At 71.4% G+C, this 20,853-nt stretch carries 20 protein-coding genes and 5 pseudogenes; 7 read left to right on the forward strand and 18 right to left on the reverse strand.

What is annotated here, in order from left to right:
* Positions 1–179: 179 nt before the first annotated feature.
* Positions 180–455 (reverse strand): Sec-independent protein translocase subunit TatA, encoded by a 276-nt coding sequence (gene tatA / locus ACWD4B_RS04265; RefSeq protein WP_451419310.1) that lies wholly within the window; start codon positions 453–455, stop codon positions 180–182.
* A gap of 159 nt (positions 456–614) precedes the next feature.
* Between tatA and ACWD4B_RS04270 the strand changes: the two genes are divergently transcribed.
* Together ACWD4B_RS04270 and ACWD4B_RS04275 are read left to right on the forward strand one after the other, a co-directional pair.
* Positions 615–2,129 carry an LCP family protein gene (locus tag ACWD4B_RS04270; protein WP_451419311.1) on the forward strand — a complete coding sequence of 505 codons (1,515 nt, stop codon included), beginning with the start codon at positions 615–617 and terminating at the stop codon, positions 2,127–2,129.
* 87 nt (positions 2,130–2,216) lie between these two features.
* Positions 2,217–3,575 carry a hypothetical protein gene (locus ACWD4B_RS04275; RefSeq protein ID WP_451419312.1) on the forward strand — a complete coding sequence of 453 codons (1,359 nt, stop codon included), beginning with the start codon at positions 2,217–2,219 and terminating at the stop codon, positions 3,573–3,575.
* A 202-nt stretch (positions 3,576–3,777) separates the two neighbouring features.
* Here the strand turns inward: ACWD4B_RS04275 and mgtA are convergent, their stop codons facing one another.
* The 6 genes from mgtA to ACWD4B_RS04305 form a co-directional block, all read right to left on the reverse strand.
* Positions 3,778–6,372 carry a magnesium-translocating P-type ATPase gene (gene mgtA / locus ACWD4B_RS04280; RefSeq protein ID WP_451419313.1) on the reverse strand — a complete coding sequence of 865 codons (2,595 nt, stop codon included), beginning with the start codon at positions 6,370–6,372 and terminating at the stop codon, positions 3,778–3,780.
* Positions 6,356–6,682, reverse strand: a complete 327-nt coding sequence (locus ACWD4B_RS04285) for a metalloregulator ArsR/SmtB family transcription factor (protein ID WP_336414226.1) — start codon at positions 6,680–6,682, stop codon at positions 6,356–6,358. The genes mgtA and ACWD4B_RS04285 overlap by 17 nt, the downstream gene beginning before the upstream one ends.
* Before the next feature lie 231 nt (positions 6,683–6,913).
* Positions 6,914–7,519, reverse strand: a complete 606-nt coding sequence (locus tag ACWD4B_RS04290; protein ID WP_451419314.1) for a hypothetical protein — start codon at positions 7,517–7,519, stop codon at positions 6,914–6,916.
* A gap of 103 nt (positions 7,520–7,622) precedes the next feature.
* Positions 7,623–8,372 carry a VC0807 family protein gene (locus ACWD4B_RS04295; protein ID WP_451419315.1) on the reverse strand — a complete coding sequence of 250 codons (750 nt, stop codon included), beginning with the start codon at positions 8,370–8,372 and terminating at the stop codon, positions 7,623–7,625.
* Positions 8,373–9,559: 1,187 nt separating this feature from the next.
* Entirely contained in the window at positions 9,560–10,291 is a 732-nt protein-coding gene (locus ACWD4B_RS04300; RefSeq protein WP_451419316.1) for a GAF and ANTAR domain-containing protein, read from the reverse strand.
* Between the two features lie 5 nt (positions 10,292–10,296).
* On the reverse strand, positions 10,297–10,449 hold the full coding sequence (locus ACWD4B_RS04305; RefSeq protein WP_451419317.1) for a hypothetical protein: 153 nt from the start codon (positions 10,447–10,449) through the stop codon (positions 10,297–10,299).
* 837 nt (positions 10,450–11,286) lie between these two features.
* Between ACWD4B_RS04305 and ACWD4B_RS04310 the strand changes: the two genes are divergently transcribed.
* Entirely contained in the window at positions 11,287–11,649 is a 363-nt protein-coding gene (locus ACWD4B_RS04310) for an STAS domain-containing protein (RefSeq protein ID WP_451419318.1), read from the forward strand.
* 50 nt (positions 11,650–11,699) lie between these two features.
* Here the strand turns inward: ACWD4B_RS04310 and ACWD4B_RS04315 are convergent, their stop codons facing one another.
* From ACWD4B_RS04315 to ACWD4B_RS04345, 7 genes and pseudogenes are all read right to left on the reverse strand, one after another.
* Positions 11,700–12,233: an NUDIX domain-containing protein gene (locus ACWD4B_RS04315; protein ID WP_451419319.1), complete on the reverse strand. Its 534-nt coding sequence runs from the start codon at positions 12,231–12,233 to the stop codon at positions 11,700–11,702.
* Position 12,234: 1 nt separating this feature from the next.
* Positions 12,235–12,503: pseudogene (locus tag ACWD4B_RS04320) on the reverse strand (tetratricopeptide repeat protein); the annotation flags it as partial.
* A 161-nt stretch (positions 12,504–12,664) separates the two neighbouring features.
* Complete coding sequence (locus ACWD4B_RS04325; RefSeq protein ID WP_451419320.1) at positions 12,665–13,699, reverse strand: protein-L-isoaspartate O-methyltransferase family protein; 1,035 nt, start codon at positions 13,697–13,699, stop codon at positions 12,665–12,667.
* 102 nt (positions 13,700–13,801) lie between these two features.
* Positions 13,802–14,215 (reverse strand): lasso peptide biosynthesis B2 protein, encoded by a 414-nt coding sequence (locus ACWD4B_RS04330; RefSeq protein WP_451419332.1) that lies wholly within the window; start codon positions 14,213–14,215, stop codon positions 13,802–13,804.
* A gap of 5 nt (positions 14,216–14,220) precedes the next feature.
* Positions 14,221–14,508: a PqqD family peptide modification chaperone gene (locus ACWD4B_RS04335; RefSeq protein ID WP_451419321.1), complete on the reverse strand. Its 288-nt coding sequence runs from the start codon at positions 14,506–14,508 to the stop codon at positions 14,221–14,223.
* Positions 14,492–16,318 (reverse strand): albusnodin/ikarugamycin family macrolactam cyclase, encoded by a 1,827-nt coding sequence (locus tag ACWD4B_RS04340; RefSeq protein ID WP_451419322.1) that lies wholly within the window; start codon positions 16,316–16,318, stop codon positions 14,492–14,494. The genes ACWD4B_RS04335 and ACWD4B_RS04340 overlap by 17 nt, the downstream gene beginning before the upstream one ends.
* 83 nt (positions 16,319–16,401) lie before the next feature.
* On the reverse strand, positions 16,402–16,542 hold the full coding sequence (locus ACWD4B_RS04345) for a lasso RiPP family leader peptide-containing protein (protein WP_107431004.1): 141 nt from the start codon (positions 16,540–16,542) through the stop codon (positions 16,402–16,404).
* Between the two features lie 225 nt (positions 16,543–16,767).
* On the opposite strand from ACWD4B_RS04345, the gene ACWD4B_RS04350 reads away from it, so the two are divergent.
* The gene (locus ACWD4B_RS04350) at positions 16,768–18,111 is read left to right on the forward strand and encodes a tetratricopeptide repeat protein (protein ID WP_451419323.1); all 1,344 of its coding nucleotides are present in this window, start codon (positions 16,768–16,770) and stop codon (positions 18,109–18,111) included.
* Here the strand turns inward: ACWD4B_RS04350 and ACWD4B_RS04355 are convergent.
* Positions 18,098–18,406, reverse strand: a pseudogene (locus tag ACWD4B_RS04355) (relaxase/mobilization nuclease domain-containing protein); the annotation flags it as partial. The gene ACWD4B_RS04350 and the pseudogene ACWD4B_RS04355 sit on opposite strands and share 14 nt — an antisense overlap.
* Here ACWD4B_RS04355 and ACWD4B_RS04360 point away from each other — a divergent pair.
* Positions 18,405–18,779, forward strand: a pseudogene (locus ACWD4B_RS04360) (tyrosine-type recombinase/integrase); the annotation flags it as partial. The pseudogenes ACWD4B_RS04355 and ACWD4B_RS04360 sit on opposite strands and share 2 nt — an antisense overlap.
* A 7-nt stretch (positions 18,780–18,786) precedes the next feature.
* On the opposite strand, the gene sodN reads toward ACWD4B_RS04360, so the two are convergent.
* The gene (gene sodN / locus ACWD4B_RS04365; RefSeq protein WP_451419324.1) at positions 18,787–19,182 is read right to left on the reverse strand and encodes a superoxide dismutase, Ni; all 396 of its coding nucleotides are present in this window, start codon (positions 19,180–19,182) and stop codon (positions 18,787–18,789) included.
* A 143-nt stretch (positions 19,183–19,325) separates the two neighbouring features.
* Here sodN and sodX point away from each other — a divergent pair, with 143 nt between their 5' ends.
* Entirely contained in the window at positions 19,326–19,787 is a 462-nt protein-coding gene (gene sodX / locus ACWD4B_RS04370; protein WP_451419333.1) for a nickel-type superoxide dismutase maturation protease, read from the forward strand.
* On the opposite strand, the gene ACWD4B_RS04375 is transcribed toward sodX, so the two are convergent.
* Positions 19,682–20,320, reverse strand: coding sequence for a CGNR zinc finger domain-containing protein (locus tag ACWD4B_RS04375; RefSeq protein WP_451419325.1), 639 nt, complete (start codon positions 20,318–20,320; stop codon positions 19,682–19,684). The two genes, sodX and ACWD4B_RS04375, sit on opposite strands and share 106 nt — an antisense overlap.
* 178 nt (positions 20,321–20,498) lie before the next feature.
* Between ACWD4B_RS04375 and ACWD4B_RS04380 the strand changes: the two are divergent.
* A pseudogene (locus ACWD4B_RS04380) lies at positions 20,499–20,771 on the forward strand (class I SAM-dependent methyltransferase); the annotation flags it as partial.
* On the opposite strand, the pseudogene ACWD4B_RS04385 reads toward ACWD4B_RS04380, so the two are convergent.
* Positions 20,761–20,853 (reverse strand): annotated as a pseudogene (locus tag ACWD4B_RS04385) (IS5/IS1182 family transposase); the annotation flags it as partial. The pseudogenes ACWD4B_RS04380 and ACWD4B_RS04385 sit on opposite strands and share 11 nt — an antisense overlap.

Raw genomic sequence — 20,853 nt, forward strand, 5'->3', positions numbered from 1 at the left:
GCCAATGTTGCGCGGGAACTACTGTCGTGATCCGATCATCGGCCGGTCATCGGCGCTGCTGCCCCGGCTGTGCCCGGGCATGCACAAAAGCCCGCGGTGCGCAGCCTCCCGGCGCGGGCCGGGAGGTGTTCCCGGCCTCCAGGAGGCTCACCACGGGCCGATGTCCCCGAGGGGTCGGCTCACCGAGCGCTGTCGGCGGTGCTTCCGTTGGGGGAGGCGGGGGTGGAGGGGTGCACGATGCCGGACACCGGGGCGGCGGCGGTGTCGCTCGCGGCGCCCGTGTTCGCAGGTGCGGTGCTGCCCTCGTCCTTCATCGCCTTGGCCTCGCTCTTGAGGATGCGCATGGACTTGCCCAGCGCACGGGCGGTGTCGGGCAGCTTCTTCGACCCGAACAGGACGACAACCACGAGCACGACCACCAGGAGGTGCCAGGGTTCCAGGGCGTTGCGCAGCATGGCCGCCCACCTCTCTTTCCGCTTGCTCCGGCTCGGATGCCATAACAGCTTTCCCCACCATACTTGCTAGATTGCGCAAATGGACAACCAAAGCCCATGGCCAATCGTCTAACCGGCCGTGAACAAACGGTCGGCGGGGGACTGGAACGAGGCGCGCATATGAGTGGCAAGCGGGGCAAGCGCCCCGAGGGAACGCCCCCGGGGAAGCCCGCGAAGCGCGGAAAAATGCGGGGGGTCACCATTGTCGCCGTGGCCTTCCTGGTGCTGCTGACCGCCGGTGCGGGCTGGCTGTACCTGAAGTTCGACGGCAACATCAACACCTTCGGCGCCGACGGCCTCTCCAAGAACCGCCCCCCGGCCAATGCCGCCGGGCAGAACGTCCTGGTGATCGGTTCGGACTCGCGCGCGGGCGGCAACGCCAAGCTGGGCGGCGGCACGGGCGACGTGGGCCGCTCGGACACCGCGTTCATCCTGCACGTCTACGGTGACGGGAAGCACGCGATCGGCATCTCCATACCCAGGGACACCCTCGTCGACGTCCCGCCCTGCAAGCTCCCGAGCGGCAGCTGGACGTCCGGGGAGCACCACGCGATGTTCAACTCGGCCTTCTCCGTGGGCGACACCCCCAAGGGCAACCCCGCCTGCACCCAGAACACCGTCGAGCAGCTGACCGGGCTGCGCGTGGACCACACCGTCGTGGTCGACTTCTCGGGCTTCTCCTCGATGACCTCCGCCGTGGGCGGCGTCGAGGTCTGCGTCCCCAAGGACCTCTACGAGGGCGACCTCAACCCCAACCTCGGCTCGCGCGGAGACCTGATCTTCCCCAAGGGGCCGCAGAAGGTCTCCGGGCAGAAGGCGCTGGACTACGTCCGCGTGCGCCACGGCATAGGCGACGGCTCCGACATCGGGCGCATCCAGCGTCAGCAGGCCTTCGTCTCCTCCATGATCAAGAAGGTCAAGTCGCAGGGCCTGAACCCCACCACCCTGCTGCCCCTGGCCGACGCCGCCACCAAGTCGATGACCGTCGACCCCGGGCTCGGCAGCGCCGACAAGATGATCTCCTTCGCGATGGCGATGAAGAACATCGACCTGCACAACATCAAGTTCGTCACCATGCCCTGGCAGTACGACGGCGCCCGCGTCGACGTGAAGCAGCCCGACGCGAACGCCCTGTGGGCCTCCCTCAGGGCCGACCGGACCATCGACGGCAAGGACGCTGCCGGCAAGGACGGCCACGGGTCCGAGCCCTCGCCCTCGGCATCCTCCTCGGAGGCCGTCAACGGGGCCGGCGTCAAGGTCTCCATAGCCAACGGCACCACGGTCGCCGGCCTCGGCGCCCGCGCCACCGGACTGCTCCAGGAGCACGGCTACACCGTCACCGGCACCGCGAACTCCCGGCTGCGCGGCGAGGCCACCACCGTGATCGAGTTCGGACCCGGCGAGGCGGACCACGCCAAGACCCTCGCGAAGCTCTTCCCCGGCTCGTACGTCCGGGGAGCCTCCGCGAGCGGGATCTCGGTCACCCTCGGCAAGGACTACGCGGACGCCCCCGCAGGCGGCTCCGGCCCGAGCCCGTCGGCCTCGGTCTCCACTCCGGACGCGGTGTCCTCGGAGGTCGCGGACAAGGCCCGCTCGGCCGACGACGACCCCTGCGCCAACCTCTCCTACGGGTGAGGAACCTCATGACCGTTCGGCCCGTTTTGTTGGTGAGCGAAGAGTAAAGCCATGATCCTCATGAGCCCTTCCTGGAGGAGCAACGCCATGTCCGCCACTCCCCGGGTGCTGGCAAGGCCGCTGGCGGCCCTGGCCATCGCCCTGTTCGCGTTGGCAGGCGCGGCGTCGTACGCTCCTGCCGCGCACGCCGACACCGGAACGGCCACCGGCCTGAAGGCCGTGGCCGAAGGGCTGAAGAAGAGCCCGGTCTACGTCGACCCGAGGGCGAGCTCGCAGCTCTCCGACGCTGACGCCAAGGACCTCGCGAAGAAGATCGAGGACGCGGGCAAGCCGGTGTTCGTCGCGGTGCTGCCCAACGCGCCCGAGTTCCCCGAGCAGACCATCCTGAAGAACCTGCGCAGCCTCGTCGGCATCAGCGGCGTCTACGCCGTCCACCTCGGCGACAAGTTCAACGCCGCCGCGGACCGCAAGGTGATGTCGCCCGGCTCCGCCCGCAACCTGGTCGACGCCGTCAGGGCGGAGGGCGGCGACGCCAAGACCGTGCTCAACAACTTCGTCGACCAGGCCGACAAGCAGGCCAAGGGCCACGCCCCCGACTCCTGGGGCGGCTCCGGCGACGCCGCCACCACCGGGCTGCTGGTGATCGGCGGCGTTCTGGTGGCCGGCGGCGCCGGCGGCTACGCGCTCTACCGGCGCAACAAGAAGCGGCGCGAGGAGCGCGAGCGCGCCGAGCTGCAGGCGCTGCGCGTCGTCGTCGACGAGGACATCACCGCCTTCGGCGAGGAGCTCGACCGGCTGGACTTCAAGCCGTCCGAGCCCGGCGCCACCGACGAGATGCGCCACGACTACGAGCAGGCCCTCGACGCCTACGAGGAGGCCAAGACGCGGATCGCCGCGGCCACCAGGCCGCAGGAGGTCACGGGCGTCACCGACTCCCTCGACAAGGGCCGCTTCGCCCTGGCCACCCTCGCCGCCCGCCGCACCGGGGCCCCGCTGCCCGAGCGCCGGATGCCCTGCTTCTTCGACCCGCGGCACGGGCCGTCCGTCCAGGACGTGGCCTGGGCCCCGCCGGGCGGTGCGATGCGCACCGTGCCCGCCTGCGCGGCGGACGCGGCCCGGGTGGCCGACGGACAGGAGCCGATGTCCCGCACCGTCCAGACCGAGCACGGTCCCCAGCCCTACTGGAACGCCGGGCCCGCGTACGGGCCCTGGGCCGGCGGCTACTTCGGCGGCGGCATGCTGCCGGGGCTGCTCGCGGGCACGGTGCTGGGCAGCATGCTGAGCGGACCGTCCGCCTGGGCGGCCGGTCCGTCGTACGACGGCGGCACCGACGGCGGGGACTTCTCCGGCTCGGACTTCAACTCCAGCGACTTCGGCGGAGGCGGCTGGGGCGACGGCGGCGGCGACTTCGGAGGCGGGGGCGACTTCGGGGGCGGGGACTGGTAACCCGTCCCGCGTTTCGTGCGCCGCGTAAGGGGCGCGGGGAACTGCGCGATCAGCCACGACGCTCCCGCAGTCGAGGTTCTCGGGGCTTCGCCCCGGACCCCTGGGGTGGTGCGTCGGCTGCAGGCCGGCGGTGGCTGGTCGCGCCCACGCGGCGGAGCCGCATATCAAAAGGAGCCCCGCGCCCCTTACGGGGCGCTGTGGCTCAGCGGTCGAACCGCGCCCGCGCCGCCGCGAGGCCGACCGCGTACAGCGCCAGCACCACCGCCAGCAGCGCGTAGTACATCGCCGGCAGCACCGCCATCCCCAGCAGCGGCCCCACCGGGGACAGCGGCAGCAGCAGGCCCACCACCGCCAGGCCGGCCGTCGCCCACCGGATCGGGCCGGGGGTGTCGCCCTCCGCCAGCTGCCGCCCGGACCGCAGGAGCAGCATCACCATCGCCTGCGTCAGCAGGTTCTCGGTGAACCACCCGGCGTGGAACGCCTCCTGGCCGTCCTCGCCCAGCGAGTGCACGGCCAGCAGCAGCACCCCGAAGGTGGCCAGGTCGGCGGCCGCGTTCAGCAGGCCGAAGCCCGTGACGAAGCGCAGCAGCGCGCGCGGGCGCAGCACCACGGGACGGTTGTGGGCGCCGGGGTCGGGGCGGTCGAAGGCGAGGGCCAGCTGGGCCGCGTCGAAGCACAGGTTCTGCACCAGCACCTGCGCCGGGAGCATCGGCAGGAACGGCAGCATCAGCCCGGCCACCAGCATCGCGATGACGTTGCCGACGTTCGACGACAGGGTGATCCGCAGATAGGCGGCGATGTTGGAGGTGCTGCGCCGCCCGGCGACGATGGCCCGGTCCAGGGCGGTGAGGTCCTTCGAGGCGAGCACGACGTCGGCGGCCTCGCGCGCCACGTCGACCCCGTCGCGCGGGCAGATCCCCACGTCGGCGGCGTGCAGCGCGGCCAGGTCGTTGACCCCGTCGCCCAGGAACCCGACGGTGTGCCCGCCTGCGCGCAGCGCCTGCACGACCCGGGCCTTGTGCTCGGGGGTGCAGCGCGCGAAGACGGTCGTCCCGGCGGCGAGTTCCGTCAGCTCCGCCTCGTCGGCGAGGGCGTCGATGCGGTCGGCGGTGACGGGCACGCCGGGGTCGCCGCCCAGTTCGCGGCAGACCCGGGCGGCGGTGCCCGGGTGGTCGCCCGTGAGGAGCTTGACGGCGACGCCGCCGCGCGCGAGCTCGGCGATGGCCTCGGCCGCGGTGGGGGCGAGGGCGTCGCGCAGTCCCACGAAGCCCGTGAACGTCAGGCCGTGCTCGTCGGCGTGGGTGTACGGGCCGGGGCGGGCGGGACGTCCGGCGACGGCGACGGCCAGCACCCGCAGCCCGTCGGCGGCCAGGGCGGCGGCGCGGCCGGCCAGCCGTTCCCGCTCCGCGTCGTCGAGGGTGCAGCGGTCCAGGACGTCCTCGGGGGCGCCCTTGACCACCAGGGTGTGGGTGTTCGCGAGGGCGAACCGGGAGTCGCCGGGCAGCCCGACGACGGCGGTGGAGACGCGGCGGCCCGGCCCGCAGGGCAGCGAGGCGACGCCGTCGTAGTCGTCGAACGCCCCCGTGCACGCCGCGCCCGCCTCCTCGTCGGCGTCCAGGAGCGCCTCGTCCAGGGCGTCGGGGACGGGCACTTCGGCCAGGTGCAGGGTCCACAGGGCGTTGACCGCGGACCAGCGCAGCACGGCCGGTTCGGGCTCGCCGTCGGCGTCCACGGAGCACTCGACGACCGGGCGGTCCTGGGTGAGGGTGCCGGTCTTGTCCACGCACAGCACGTCGACCGCGCCGAGGTCGTGCAGGGCCGGCAGCCGCCTGACGATCACCTCGCTGTCCCGCGCGAGCAGCGCCGCGCCGCGCGCCAGCGCGGACGTGACGATGACGGGCAGCATCTCCGGCGTGAGCCCGACCGCCACCGCGACGGCGAACGGCAGCGTCTCCAGCCCGCGCCCGCGCAGCAGCGCGCTCGCGATCAGCACGAGCGGGGCGGTGAGCAGCATGAACCGGATGAGGGTCCAGGCGATCCCGTTCACGGACCGGTCGAAGGGCCCGCGGGGGGTGTGCGCCCGCCACGACGGGCCGGCCAGGGCGCCGGAGAGCAGGGTGTCGCGGCCGGTGGCGACGACGACGCCGCTGGCGCTGCCGGAGACGACGCTGCTGCCCTGGAAGCACAGGTGCCGGCGGTCGTCCGGGGCGCCCACGTTCCCTGGGGCGCTCTTGTCGACCGGCGTCGACTCGCCGGTCAGGGCGGCCTCGTGGACGGTCAGGCCCGTCGTGCGCAGCAGCCGCAGGTCGGCCGGGACCAGGTCGCCGGGGGAGAGGAGCACCAGGTCGCCGGGGACCAGCTGGTCGACCGGGACCTCGCGGGCCAGCGGCGGTGAGGTCTCCGTCGCCCGGCGGCGGACGGTGGCCGTGGTGGCGACGAGCTCGCGCAGGCCGGCCGCCGAGCGGTCGGCGCGGTGCTCGCCTATCGCGCGCAGCACGCAGCTGACCACCACCAGTACGACGATGACGCAGGCCGTGGCCCAGCTCGACAGGACGGCCGAGACCAGGCCGAGGCAGACGAGGACGGCGGTGAAGGGATCGCGCAGGCTGTGCGCGAAGCGCAGCGGCAGGGGCTCCGGGCGGCGGCCGGGGAAGACGTTCTCCCCGTGCCGCAGGAGCCGTTCCTCCGCCTCCGTCTCGACCAGCCCGCGCGGCCCGCTCTCCAGCGCGCGCAGGACCTCCAGGTTCGTACCACCGCCCCCCGCGGCCGTACGCGAAGCCTCAGGCGCCCAGGCCACGAAGGCGTCCGGACAGGGAGGCGGTGCCGGTCTCCGGCTCGCGGGAGGCCAGTTGCTTCAGCATGAGCCGGACCATGGCCACGACATGGGGGTCGTCCACCAGGTAGACCACCCGGCGTCCTTCGCGCCGGGACCGCACCAGGCCGCCCAGCTTGAGCTTGGCCAGGTGCTGGCTGATCGCGGGCAGTGCGCCGCCGACCCGCTCGGCCAGTCCGCTGACGTCGCTCTCGCCCTGGGCCAGGGCCCAGACCAGGTGCAGCCGGGCGGAGGAGGCGAGCAGTCCGAAGGCGGCAGCGGCCTCGGCCAGCAGGTCCGCCGGGGGATCGGCCGGGGGATCGGCCGGGTCGGAGAGGCCGACGGTCCGGTCCGGGTCGTACGGGCCGTACGGGTCGCCGAAGGACCCTTCGATGCTTTCGAAGTTCCCGACGCCTGCCGTCACAGTCCCTCTCCCGTCCCCGCGCTCGGGCGCCGGTCGTGCGCCCGGGAAGTCACCAGTCTAGGCAACCGGGAGAAGTCGGGCGGGGTGCGGCGCCGGGGCGGGTCACGGACGGGGTGCGGGGAAGTCGGTGGGGAAGCCGTCCGGCATCCCGGTGGGGAAGCCCTCGGGCAGGCGGTATCCGGGCGGCGGGCCGGAGGGGAGCGGGGCGGGCTGCGGCGCCCGGCCCTTGTCGTCGGACTTGGCCATCTCGTGGCCGATGGTGAAGAAGAGCGTCGCGACCGTGACGGACAGCAGGGCGAAGAAGCAGAGGAACCCGATCCGCACGCGGGCCCGGGCCCTGGTCCCGGGGTCACCGGGCGGGAGGGCCGTGGCCCGGTCGGGCCGCCCGGGCGGATGCCGGACGACGACCGTGTCGCCCTCGAAGACCGTTGCCGGCCCCGCCTCCTCGAAGCGCCGTCGCTGCCCGTCCCCGTCGGTGAACTCGTAGACGTGTTTGTGGTGGCTGCTCGACGAGACGGGCCGGTTGCCGCGCATCGTCGTGGTGTTGACGATGTACGACCGCACGCAGCGGGCCTCGATCCCGATGCCGCTGTTCCAGGCGGCGCGGAGGCGGCGTTGCCTCCGGACCACCCCGGCGATGCCGGCGACCGAGCCGGCCGCCATGAGGCCGGGTATGGCGGGGAAAAGGAACTCGAACGCGGCGAACATGTATCCCTCGGGAGCTGCCGGACAAGTGATGATCTTGGTGCGGTTCACTATCCGGCGCTGTGGGACGCTTTGTCCAGACCAATCCTGCGGGGCCGTCAGGCCGTCAGGCCGCGGCCTCGGCCTCCTGCTGCACCATCTTCTCCATCGGGTCGGCGGCCGCCCCGCCCCCGACGACCATCGCCGCGACGAAGGCGACCCCGAAGATCACGTTGCCCAGCCAGGCCATCACGTCGGGGGACAGGGTGTACGCGCCGACGACCCGCGCGACGGCCTCGATCAGCAGCGCACCGCCCCAGATCGCCGAGAACCTCCGCTCCAGGCGGCGGAACCGGGCGGACTGCTCCGACAGCCGCTCCCAGGCGGCCTCCTTGGCCGCCGACCCCTTCGTGGCGAACGGCTTGAGCCCCGCACTCATCAACGGCCGCCCGGCGCAGGCGGCCGCGAACACCACGAGCCCGAACACCCCCGTTCCGGCACTGTCCTTGGCGAGCATCAGCCGGACGTCACCGGCGACCATGCTGAGCAGCACCCCGGCCACGTTGAGGACGAGCATCACCGCGGCGAGCGCGTTCAGCTTCCGCTCCTTGACGATGCCCCAGACGGTGCGGGCGAGCGGAACGACACCGCTCCAGGCGAGCGCGGCCATCGTGTTCATGCCGCAGCCCCGGGTGAGCACGTAGTACGCGGCCATCGGGATACCGGCGTCCACGAGCAGCGGCTTGAGGCTCTGCAGCAGAGCACGGCGCTGCGCGGCGGCCTCGTCGACGGGCACCGGCTGCGGGGCGGCGGCCGCGGTGGTGGCCTCGCCGGTGGTTTCGGTGGTGGCCTCGGTGGTGGTCGTGGTCTGGAGCATGGTCGGAGTCCCCCGTCTCGTGGTGCTGCGCATCCCGCCCTGCGGATGCGTCAAGCTTCGCGGCCGGAGCGGGGGCGGGGGCAGTGTGGGCCGTCCACGGTTGGGAGTGACTTTTGTCAGGCGCCTCGCGCGGGCGTGAAACAGCCCCCGGTGGCCGGAGCGCACCGGGGGCGGAATCAAGGCCACCGCGAAGGTGTCAGGCCTTCTTGGTCTCCCAGTAACGGGGCGGGGCGGCGACCTGTAGCGATCTCCGTTGCAGGTCGCTGACCTGGTCTTTTCGTGATTGCTGGCGATGGTGTCCGACGGTCGCAAGCGGGTGTCCTGCGGACTGTGTGCTGACCCATCGGACACGCCCTAAGCGGGGGTCGGCGAGCAGCTCGTGACGATCTCTGTCGTCATATTCGGCGGTCTCACCACGTATCTCATCAACGCCATGGCAGAACGGAGCGGCAAGCGGCACCAGCTCCTACGTGTTGTCTCAATCGGCACCGTCCGCAGGGCGAAATCCGGCCCAGTGCTTGCCCGCTGTGCCGGAGCGCTCTAGCCTCCACCGCAGGACCAGGCAGCCAGCTGTCCGGCCCGGCTCTCCCAGACCCCGAGGCCATACCTCCCAGGACGGTCGGAGCCGCGCCCGGCAGCGCACATGCGGCTCCGGCTCCGCCCTCCCCGAGCGCTCGGCAGGTGTCTCCCGCGTGGCGCCGGCGTCTTCCAGGAAGGGCGGATCGTGCCGGGGCGCGGGGAAAGGAGCCCCGCCCCCCGGTGCCCGGCCGCCGTCAGCCATCGGTTCTCCTCCCGGCGGCGGCCGACCCTTTCAGCTTGTACGGACACTGTTACGAAGCACAGTGCATCAGCAGGCGCGATCCGGCAACCCGGTCTGCGAGCCCTGTCTCCAGCCGGTGCAGCCGGGTTGCCGTACATATCCGGCAACCCTCAACTCCCCGGCAGAAAACCCTGACAGGAGACCCCTGCTCGGCAGCAGCATCCACCGGCTCTCTGGCCCGGGCGCTGCCGGATCCGGTTGCAGTGCACCCTCGCCGGCCTGGAGGGCCGCTTCGAGGCGGTCCGTCCCCGCGGGACATCTGCTGACGTACAACTGGCCGGTGGCTGTGGCGGCCGCGGTACTGCCCCACGCCCCGGCACGCTCTTTGTGCGGGCGTGGCGGTGAACCGGCCCTTGCTGCCGTCGTGTCAGCCGTTGGCGGGCATGAGCAGGCCGGGTACCTCTCCGGTGACGATCCGGCGGGCGAGTTCGGAGATTTGCAACTGATGGGCGCGAGCGTAGGAGCGGATCGAGGTGAAGGCCCGGTCGGGGGAAGTGCCCCAGCGCTCGGCTATGACACCCTTGGCCTGCTCGATGACGACGCGACTGGTGAGGGCCGCCTGCAGTTGGCTCCGTTCGGTCTGGGACTGCTCCAGGGTGCGCTGTTGCAGGATGCCGATGGTGGCGATGTCCGCCAGTGCCTGGGCCAGGGCGGAGTTCTCGCTGCCCAGCATCGAGGATCCGGTGTGGAACAGGTTCAGTGCTCCCACCACGTGCTGCCGCAGCCGCAGCGGGAGGGCATGGGCGGAGGCAAAGCCGGCCTCCCGTGCCCGGTGCGTGAACTGGGGCCATTGCTCCAGCATGGACGGACCGGCCAGATCGATGTCGAGCCGGGCGGTGCCCCGGGCGTAGCACTCCACGCAGGGGCCCTGGTCGTGCTGGAGGGCGAACAGCTCCAGCAGCCTGGTGTTCTCGTCGGACGCTGCGACGATCTGCAGCCTGTCGTGAGGGTCCGCGAGCAGGATCCCGGCAGCCGAGACATCCAGAAGGGTCACGCACCGGGCGGACAGTCTCTGGAGGAACTCGATGACGTCGAAGTCGTCGACCAAGGTATCTGCCAGCTCTACGAATACTTCAGTTACCTGTTGTTGGCGGGACATTCTCCTCAATCCTTGCTCTCATCGGGCGCTGTTGTCCTGTCGGAAGGGTCGTCGAACCGCAGTCGGCGGGAGACGACGGCCCGGGCCGGTTCGGTGAGCGACTCGTTGTGGCTGAAGGCGGTCACCCGCAGGTGCAGCAGCGCCGTTGCCGGCGGCACGGACAGCTGGACGCTGGCCTGCCCGCTGCCATGTGCCCGGCGCTTTGACCGGCAGCGGGGCCGCAGGATCGTTGGAACCGTCGAGGAACAGCCTGGTGAGCGCGGGGGCCAGGGCAAGTGCATCATCCATCTGCTCAGGGGGACAGCGGGCCGGGGCGTGAACGCACCACGGTCAGGGTGCAGATCCGGGCGGTTCCGAGGCCCAGCGGGAAACGGAAGGCCGCGGCCACCGCGAGCTCAGCGACGGCACGCAGCAGCAGGGGCCGACGGTCTGAGCGGACCGAGGCGGACACCAACACCGTCGAGGCGCAGGCGTCCAGGCTCGGGACCCTCGTTGAGCGCGAGCTGTAGCTCGGCGAGAATGGCGACCATGGCGTCGGTGGAGCACAGGGACTCGGGGGAGTCGCTGTCCCCAGCGCGATGGAATCCGTCGAGCCGTCGGTGTCCGGCGTTTCGGCGATCACGCGGAAAGATCACCGCGGTCCGCGCTGTACAGGCAACACAGAATCTCGGTCATGCGGCACTGATCATGCCCTCACGCTTTGATGGTCGGGCTCATCGAGCACCCGCAACAGGCCACGGTGCCGTGCGCTCAATGTAGCGGAAGGGACGACAGCGAGCTACGCCAGCTCTCGGCCACCTCCTCCTCCACGATCACCCGACAAATATCGACAGGTAATGCCAAGTAGCAAAGGGCTTTGGTCATGAGACCGCAGAATGCGTACTCTGCCGCCTGCCCGCCCCGCGGCAGTGGCACCCTGCTGACCGAACGCCCCAGCCCCCGGCGTGCAGACATCGCAGATCCAGCGCACGATCCACGCAGGGGGCGACAGCGACATGTCAGACGTCTATCTGTTCCAGCGGAGCAAAAAGCAGACCCCATACCAACTGGTCACCGCTTCCGGCGAGCTCGACCTGCGCACCATGCCGACGGTGGCGAACGAACTCCTCCAGGCCCTGCGTTCGGCCGCCCGGCCACCCCGCGTCATCCTCGACCTCACGGAAGTCACCTTCGCGGACTGCGCCCTGTTGGCCGTCATCTGTCCCACCCGGGCGGAGCTCCACGAGGGCGGCGGCTGGATCCGGCTCTCCTACACACACCCCTCGGTGCACCTCCTGCTGACCACGGCAGGGCTCGACAAGACCTTCCCCTGCTACCCCACGGTCACCCGCGCCGCCTGGGACCTTCCTCAGGGCTGACCCATCGGACGCGCCCTGGCGAGGTCACTGCGTCGTGCCCTCACAATCGCCTACTTCCAGCCGTCCAGCGAGACCTGGGGCCCGCCGCTGAGGTAGCGGTGGAGGGCGCTGGCGGTGGTCTCCACGAACTCCTCGGGGATGGTGTCGGCATCGACCCAACGAACCTGGGCGTGCTTGCGCGGTTCGCGGTTCTCGGGCTCGCCGGACCACTCATAGGCGACGAAGACGACGGTGAGGAAGCCGTTGGGGGCCTCCACGCCCCAGGCGCCGTGGATGATGTGGGCGACCTTGAGCGCCTCCGGTTTCACGGTCAGACCGGTCTCTTCGTACAGCTCCCGGACGGCCGTCTCGGTGATCGGCTCGCCGGGCTCGCTCTTGCCGACGGGGAGGTCCCACTTGCCCTTGGCGAATTTGGCCCGGTCACTGCGCTGGAGGAGGACGACGTGGTTGGTGGCCTTGTCGTGGACGATGACGGCGGCGACCAACAGGGTCATGGACTCCAAAGCGGGCTTGAGAGCCTCGGGCTGGTCATCGGTTGTCGGCTGAGCCACGGTGATCCCTTCGTCGGCCGGGTTGGTGGGCATGTTAGGCGAGCACCTCTCGGGCGCGACGGGCGAGTTCGGCAGCGCCGGGCACTTTGCGCCGTTGGCAGACCGCCAGGGCTGATCGGATGGAGGTGATCGCCTTGCGGGTGCGGTCGAGGTCATGCCCTCCGTCAACGTGAGGGCCTCGTTCCAGGCGGAAACGGCCTCGTCGGCGCGGGTCTGGGCGGCGAGACTGTCGCCGAGGTCGGCGTATGTGAGGGCGTGGACGCGCTTGTACTCCACGGGGTCCCAGCGGACGAGTGAGTCGCGGGGTACGACAACCGATCGCTGTATCCGGTGAGTTGCCCGTGGGTGAGCCAGGCGGGCTTGTGGTGGCGGACAATGCGGGTCGCGCCTCCTCATCTGCGGTGAGGAGGCGCGACCCGCGGTCTTCTCTCCGGCCGCCGAAGGTGTTCTGGGCTGGCCAGCTGCTATCGGCTGAGGCGGAGGTCCCAGCCGGGGACGTCGGCGTTCATGTCGGGCACGAGGGTGGGTGTGTAAGCGTCAAGGCCGGGGCGCCCGGCGTCGTCCCAGGCGGCGAGCCAGCCGCGCAGGACGGTCAGGGAGCCGGAGTCGGCGGAGTCGGCGAGGATCGTGCCGTTTTCCTGGATCACGGCGACCGAGTGGCGGGTGGAGTGCCCGAGGGCGGGGACGTCTTCGGTCAGTTCGGTCATGGTCAGCCGTGTCCCGGTGGCGGCCAGCCACAGTCGCAGGCTGGACCAGTCGATGGTCTCGCCCTGGTACTGCTCGGTGTGGCCGGGGTCGAGGAGCCGGTCGAGGGTGGCGTGGGCGGCGGAGTTCTTCCAGTCGTCCTGGTCGCGCCAGGCGACCGAGATCCACGAGGTGGCGGGGATCCGGTTCTCCCAGTCCACCCAGCGGGGCGGGACGGCGAAGGTGCTGCGGGGCGAGCCGGCGGTCTCGATGTAGGCGCCGGGGAAGACCTGTTCGACGTAGGGGCAGCCGTCGGTGATGCGGATCGTGGCGCCGACCACGAGGTTCGGCACGGGGGCGATCGGCAGGGTGGCGACGATCAGGCCGCCGTCGTTGACCTGTTCCACCCACGTCTTCGGCAGCCGGGGCGGGGTGCACCAGGCGCCCAGGCGGTGGAACGGCGCCTTCTCGGGGAATCCGTCGGTGCCGTTGACCGCGTGGCAGCGGATGTTGCCGATCCCGCGGGCGTCGTGGATGTGGTTCGCCCAGCGGGTCAGGAACGGGTCGATGTCGAGGGAGACGATGTGCCCGGTCCGGCCGACCAGTTCGGCGAGCAGGCCGCCGGTCAGCCCGGAGCCGGTGCCGATCTCCAGGACGCGCATGCCCGCTTCGACGTCGAGGAAGGACAAGTCCCGGCGGACGAAGGTCGGGTTGGTGCGGTGGATGGTCTCGCCCCTCGCCTCGTTGTGGGTGTAGTGCCGCTCGGGGACTTTTGCGGCAGCCTGGGCGACGGCGGGGGCGACGGTGGTGGTCATGGGAGTTGACTCCTTGGGCGTGGGGGCAGGACGCGTTCCTCAACGGGCGCTTGCGTTTGGGGGACACGCGAATCGCCGCGTTGACGTGGAGGGTTGACGGGTTTAGATCGTCAGGGCCACGTAGTGGTGCCATCCGGCCTCGGTGTACTCGCCGACCGGGCCGTCGTCGGGGAGAGATGCCCAGGCGTGGTACTCGGTGGGCGGCGGGGAGAAGCGCACCCCCAGGCACCAGTCGAGGCGGCGGCCGAGGAGAGCGGCGGCGAGCATGGCGCCGAGGCTGGTTTCCATGCAGGCGGCCCGGACGGGCCACAGGCGGCCGGTGTGCCGCACGGCGGCGACCAGGTCCTCGGCCCGTTCCCGGCCGAGGGGGCGTCGGCCGGCGCGTCGGGCCCACCGGGCGGCTCGGACGGTGTGCCGGAACGGCAGGGCCAACAGGACCAGGGCCAGGGCGAGTCCGATGGCGGCGGCGAGGCGGTCACGGAACGGTCCGGTGCGGGCGGTGGAGAACGACTCCATGGTGGTCACCGCCGCCACCCCCGTCGGCGGCGGGCCACAGCCGTCCCCGCGATGCCCTGCGCGGCGAGTTCGTCGGACACCGCGCGGACGTCGGCGGCGGCCTGTTGCCGGGGCAGGCCGTAGGCGGCGGCGTACTGCCCGGCGGCCTGGTCCTCGTCGTTGCCGGCCAGCAGGAACAGCACCGCCGCGGACGCAGTGGGCGTCAGGTAGGTCCAGCGGCCGGTGCGTTCGCTGAGGATGGCCCCGCCCTCGTCCGTCAGCACCGGGTGGGCTCCGTCACGCAGCTGCCACATGCCACTTCTCCTCCCACCAGGTCACGGGCTGTTCGAGCTGCCGCAGCCACACCTCGGCTGCCACGGCCAGGTGCAGGGCGCCCTTCGCCAGTGGGAGCCCGGCCGCCGCCCACGTGAGCATCGCCGCCACCGGTTCCTCGGTGATCAGCCCCATGGCGCCGAGCCTGGAGGAGGAGCCGAGCAAGCGGCGGATGACCGGGGCGTGCTCGACGAGCCCGGCGTAGGAGACGCCGCTGAAGCCGCCCTTGGTCCGCCGGTTCAGTACGAAGCCGGGCACGATGCCGCTGCAGGTGAAGGCTTCGGTGAGCAGGGCCTTGAACCGGCCGGGGGTTCCGCGGACCTCGGCGGGCACGGCGAGGCAGGCCCTGCGGACTTCGTTGTCGAGGTAGGGGGCGGCCAGCTCCATGCCGTACTCGGACTGGGCCAGCTCCCGCCAGCCGTTGACGTCGGTCCCGACGCGGGCGAGGTCCTGCTCTTCCGACCAGGCCGCGAGGCTCGCGGGCGCCTCGGTGAGCTGGTCGGCCGCGTTGGTGAGGGCGGCGGCGAGCTGATGGCGGGCGTTGCCGGTCATCCAGTCGGCCGTGGCCAGTAGTGGCGACCAGGCCGCCGGCCGCCGGTTCTGTGGCATCCACGGCCGTGGCCCGGTCTGGAGCTCGGCGGCCGTGCGCCGCCACTCGTCGGCGAGCGTGGTGCGGGCGGCTGGTCGATGCTGGGCTAGGACGGCCCACACGGAAGTGTTCCGCAGCCGCGCGTGCCCCTGGGCGTGCTGCCAGGCTCGGCGGTGCTGGTGGCGCCGCAGCAGATCGGCGATGTAGACCGGCGGCGCGGACAACAGCCCGTCTCCGGCCGAGCCGGTGAAGTGCACCCCCGGCGTCTGGTGGTCCACGACGGCGCCGAGGACGGCCCGCTTGATGGTGGCGGTGACCGTGTAGGCATTCGGGGCGTCCGTCACTGGCAGGGCGGTGATGTCGTCCACGGCCGCGTAGTAGACCGTCTCCTTCCCACCGGGGACCGCGTGGTGGTCGATGCCCGGGACGGCGGCAGCCGTGCGGGCCGCGTAGGCGAGGTCATCGTCCTTCAGACGAGCGTCGGCGAACGTCACGGCCGTCACGCTCTGGCGGCGGGCGGCCAGGCAGGCGAGCGTGGTGGAGTCCAGGCCCGCCAGATCGGAGCTGACCGGACGGCCGTCGAAGCGGGCTTCCACGGCCTCGGCGAGCGCCGCCCGCACCACCGGCGCCGCTTCCCGCAGGTCCGCCGGCTCGGCCTGGGCGGGCTCGTAGCGCACGACGCGGGCTCCGTCGGGGGTGATCTCCAGCAGATGCCCGAAGGGGACACGGCGCACGCTGCGGAACAGGCTCTTCTCCGCGAGGACGTCGGGCTGGCCGAGGGCCAGATGGGCGGCGAGCGCGACGGGATCGACCGGTGCCCCGTCCAGTCGGGCCAGGGCCGTGGCCGACGTCGCCCACACCGTCCCGGTCGGCTCGCGCCGGTAGAACACCGGATGCTGCCCGGACAGGTCACCGATCACCGCGAACACGGAGCCGCTGCGGGCGGCCACCAGGTACGAGCCCGGCCACCGCGTCAGCTCCCGCCACCGCCGATGCCGCACCAACCCCAGGGCGCCTTCCAGCTGATTCCCACTGGCCCCGCACACCCCGACGACGGCCAGAGCGACTGCACCGTCGCCGGCCGTACGGACCTGGGCCTGGGGCCACCCGGCCGTCCAGACCTCGCCCAGCCCCGGCACCCGCCTTCCCGCCCGGGGCCGCCACACCGCCGGGCCGCCCTCCCAACCCGCACTCCACCGCATCACACACCCCTTCTCGAAGTTCGGCTGCGCAAAGGGCAAAGCCGGGTGCGGAGTGGGGGCCGCACCCGGCCTCGCGGACCGGGTCAGCTGCCGCTGCCGGTGCCCGTCTTGTACTGGGTGTCGTCGTCGGTGTCGAAGTTCTTGGTGCCGAGCGTCACCTTGGCGACGGAACCGGCGTCCAGAACCACCGGCGCGACGTAGGCCGGGGCCTTGGTTGTCTCCATGGTGTCCACCTCCTCTTCCTCTGCATCGCCGTCCCGTGCACTCCTATGTGGGCGCACGTCAACGGGCCTTGCTACACCCGTACTTGGCCGACCTCTCAAGGGCCGCCCTTGCGGGTGCAACATCAGTGAACGGCTAGTCACCCCCTGTTGGGAGGGGGCAGGATGTGGGCCAGCGTGGGCCCTGCGTGGGCCCGTGTGGGCCCGGCCCGGGGCAGGAGGGGCACGGTGAGGACGCTGACGCTCAGTGACAAGGAACTGGCCGCACGCATCCGCATGGCATGCGAGGAACGTGGCTGGGGACCGTCCCAGTTGGCCCGCCGACTGGGCATCCTCGAAGGACGCGGCCCCAAAGGGCTCGACCGCAAGTCCGCTTGGCGCTGGATGGAAGCCCAGCGGCGGCCGGAGTACTGGCTGCCGTACATCGATCGTCTTCTCGAACTGGGGTTAGACCAGGCCGGAGTGGCGGAATCAGATCACCCCGGCCCGCAACCCGCAGATACCGTGGGATCACTCATCCAGTTGGGGGTGCGAGACGTGCAACGCCGGAGGTTCCTGGCCGCGACCAGCGGATACGCTCTCAGCGCGCTCGCGCTGCCCGACCTCGATGCCATCACCCGGCGCGTCCGCTCGGCCTCGGCCGGAGCCGTACGGGTCGGCAAGGGCGAAGTAGCCGCCGTCAAGCAGATGGTCCAGGCCCTCGGCGACGCCGCCGCCGAGCTCGGTGGCGGCCATGCCCGTCACCTGGCCGTCCGGTATCTCACCGACGACGTGGCCCCGTGGCTGAACGGGAAGTACACCGAGGCCACGGGCCGAGAGCTCTTCGCCGCCACCTCCCAGCTCGTCCACCTCGCAGGCTGGATGGCCCAGGACGAGGGCAACGACCCCGAACACCAGGGCCGGGCCCAGCAGTACTATGCGCACGCCTACCGCCTCGCCGCCGAGGCCAAGGACCCCGAGCTGGCTGCTACCGCCTTGCGCGGCCTGGCCGTTCAGACCATGGACCTCGGCCCCAAGCACCGCGCGGTCGCCCTACGGCTGTCCGAGAAGTGCGTGGAGTACGCCAAGGACATCAGCGACCCGCGGGTGGTTGCCTACTACGAGATCACGCTCGCCGATGCCGCCGCCCTCGACGGCGACCGCCGGCTGGCCACCCGCTCCCTCACCACGTCCCAGACCGCCATCGAACGCGCGACGAGTGGGCCCGGCGAGTCGTGGGCCTCGCACTTCAGCCACGGCCGGTGGGCCTACACGGCCGGGATGATCCACGCCAAGATGGGCGACCTCGACGGCGCCGAGGAACACCTCCGCCAGGCCCTGGAGATCCACGGCCTCGACCGCCGTCGGTCCCGCGCCAGCGTCCTCGGCCACCTCGGCGAGATCCACCTCCGCCAAGGCGACCTCGACGGAGCCCTGGCCACCTGGACCGAATTCCTCGACTGTGCGGAAGGCATCCGCTCCGTGAAGGTCCTCGATGCCGCCCAGAACATGCGGGTCCGGCTGGAGCGGTACAAGAGCGTCGCCGAGGCGGAGCAGCTACGACAGCGGGCCGCACACCTCACCGGCGGGTGACCGCTCGCCTGCGGCCGTCGGGCCTTGTGTTCACCGTTGCGGTCGTAGATCGCGGCGGCACGGTGGACATGGGCGGTATGCCGTTGACGGTGCTTCGCCTGCGTGCCGCTTGTGCGCGCCTGCTCGGCTGAGTGGTGATGCGCCAGTTGAGGGCCTCGGCAGGGTGCTCAGCGCTGTCGAGGTCTCGTTGGGTGCCGACCTCGGCCAGGAGGCGCCGGGGGCTGTGGCCGGCGGTCTCGGCACGGGCGAGGGTTGTGGCCAGGGCAGTCCAGGCGGGGTCGGCGAGGACGCGATTGCAGGAGGGCGAACCCCTCAATTACCGCCGCTGGAAGACCGAGTGGAACTGTGCCCACCGGGCCCTCCACAAGGCAGAGAACGAGGCAGACGAGCGCGAGGGCCGCAAGCCCGTCGAGCTGCCGCACATGGTGACCCACGACCTGCGGCATTTCTTCGCCTCCGCGCTCATCGCGGGCGGGGCGAGCGTCAAGCAGGTGCAACTGGTCCTCGGCCACGCCTCCGCCGTCATCACGCTGCGGATCTACGCGCACCTGTGGCCGGGTGAAGAAGACCGCACCCGGTCCGTCATGGACGCCGTGCTCGGCGGTTTGCGGACCGGGTGCGGACAGCCAGACCAGGCGATCGAAGAAATCGCAGGTCAAGCGGCCTAAGCCAAGATCAGGCCTTCTTGGTCTCCCAGAAGATCTTGTCGATCTCGGCGATGAGTTCCAGAGCCTTCTCGCCCGTCTTCGGGTCCGTCGACGCCTTGGCGGCGCTCAGGGCCTTGAGGGTGTCGTTGACCAGCTGGTGCAGCTGGGGGTACTTCTCGAAGTGCGGGGCCTTGAAGTAGTCGCTCCAGAGCACCGAGATGTGGTGCTTGGCCAGCTCCGCGCGCTGCTCCTTGATGATGGTGGCGCGGGCGCGGAAGTGGGGGTCCTCGTTGGCCTGGTACTTCTCCTGGACTGCCTTGACCGACTCGGCCTCGATGCGGGCCTGGGCCGGGTCGTACACGCCGCAGGGGAGGTCGCAGTGGGCGCTGACCTTCACCTTGGGGGCGAACAGGCGGGAAAGCATGTGCTGTCCTTCCTCGTGATCGTCTTCTCGGGTGCGAGATTACTCGGTGCGGGAAGGCTTTTCCCGGGCGGCCCGGGGGGATTGGGTCAAAAGGCCGGTGACAGTCTGGGACCGTGGACGGAGAGGACGACGGAGGTGCCGTGGTGCAGGTGCGACTGGACGAACGCGGGCAGGAGCTGGACCGCGAGCGTCGCGGGCTGCTGCGGATCGGGCTGGCCGAGGTCTACAACCCGTCGATGGTGCCGACGCTGAACCCCGGGGACCAGCTGCTCGTGCAGTACGGGGCGGCCGTGCGGCCGGGGGACGTGGTGGTGCTGCGGCACCCGTTCCGGCAGGACCTGCTGATCGTCAAGCGCGCCGTGGAGCGGCGCGCGGGCGGCTGGTGGGTGACCGGGGACAACCCGCTGGTGGAGAACGACAGCCGGGAGTTCGGGGCGGTGCCGGAGGAGCTCGTGGTGGCCCGGGCCCGGCTGCGGCTGCGCCGGCCGCCGGAGCGGGGTCAGCGGTCGGTGGCGGCCTGGGCCCGCTGGGCGGTCTCGGCGGTGCGGCCGCTGCGGGGGGCGGTCTCCGAGCGGGCGTTCTCCAGGCGCTTGCGGGCCCGGTAGGCGGCCACGTTCGCGCGGGTGGCGCAGCGGTCCGAGCAGTAGCGGCGGGAGCGGTTGGTGGAGGTGTCGAGGTAGGCGTTGCGGCAGGGCGCGGCGTGGCAGATGCCGAGCCGGTCGACGCCCAGCTCGGTGAGGTGGACGGCCAGGCCCATGCAGGCGGTGGCGGTGTACGAGGCGCCGGCGTTGGCCGCGTGGTCGGCGATGTGCATGTGCCACTTGGGGCGGCCGTCCTCGTCGCGGTGCTCGTGGCCGGAGATCTGCGGGCTGACGGGGAACTCCATCATCAGCGCGTTGAGCAGGTCCACCGCGCGGACCTCGTCGCCCTCGTCCGCCGCCTCGAAGACGGCGCGCAGCCGGACCCGTACCGCGCGCAGCCGGGTCAGGTCGCCGTCGGTGAGCCGCCGGGCCATCTGGGTGCTGGATCCGCAGAGCTCGCGGACGGCGTCGAGCGAGGTGAGGGTGTCGGTGCCGCGTGCGGGTTCTTCGGTGTTGACCAGCCGCACGGCGTAGTCCGAGTAATAAGCCAGTTCCACTTGTGGTCCTTACGCGGCGAGGTCTATGGTGCGGGGCATCGATCAGTAATGGCCGGTCCTGCTTCGAGGGTATTACATGTGTTCGCTTTGCAGGGGCCCGGCCCGTAGGCATGTGCGACCGCGTCGCCGCGGCGCATCCGACGAGCGGAGCTGAAAGATGTCCGAGACGTCCGAGACCATGGCATCCGAGAGCATGGCAACTGCCCCGGACTGGAACGCCTGGCAGACCAGCTGGGACCGGCAGCAGGAGTGGTACCTGCCCGACCGCGAGGAGCGGTTCCGGGTCATGCTCGACATGGTCGAGGCCTGCGTCGGCGCCGAGGCCCGGGTGCTGGACCTCGCCTGCGGCACGGGGTCGATCGCGCAGCGGCTGCTGGAGCGCTTCCCCAAGGCCACGGTCACCGGGATCGACCTCGACCCCGCCCTGCTGACCATCGCCTCTCGGGTGTTTTGTCGTAACGGGTGGCGATGCCTCGCCAGTCCTTCATCTTGTTGATGGCCCGCTCGACCGTGTTGCGTTCGCGGTAGAGACC

Source organism: Streptomyces sp. NPDC002536, assembly GCF_053594995.1.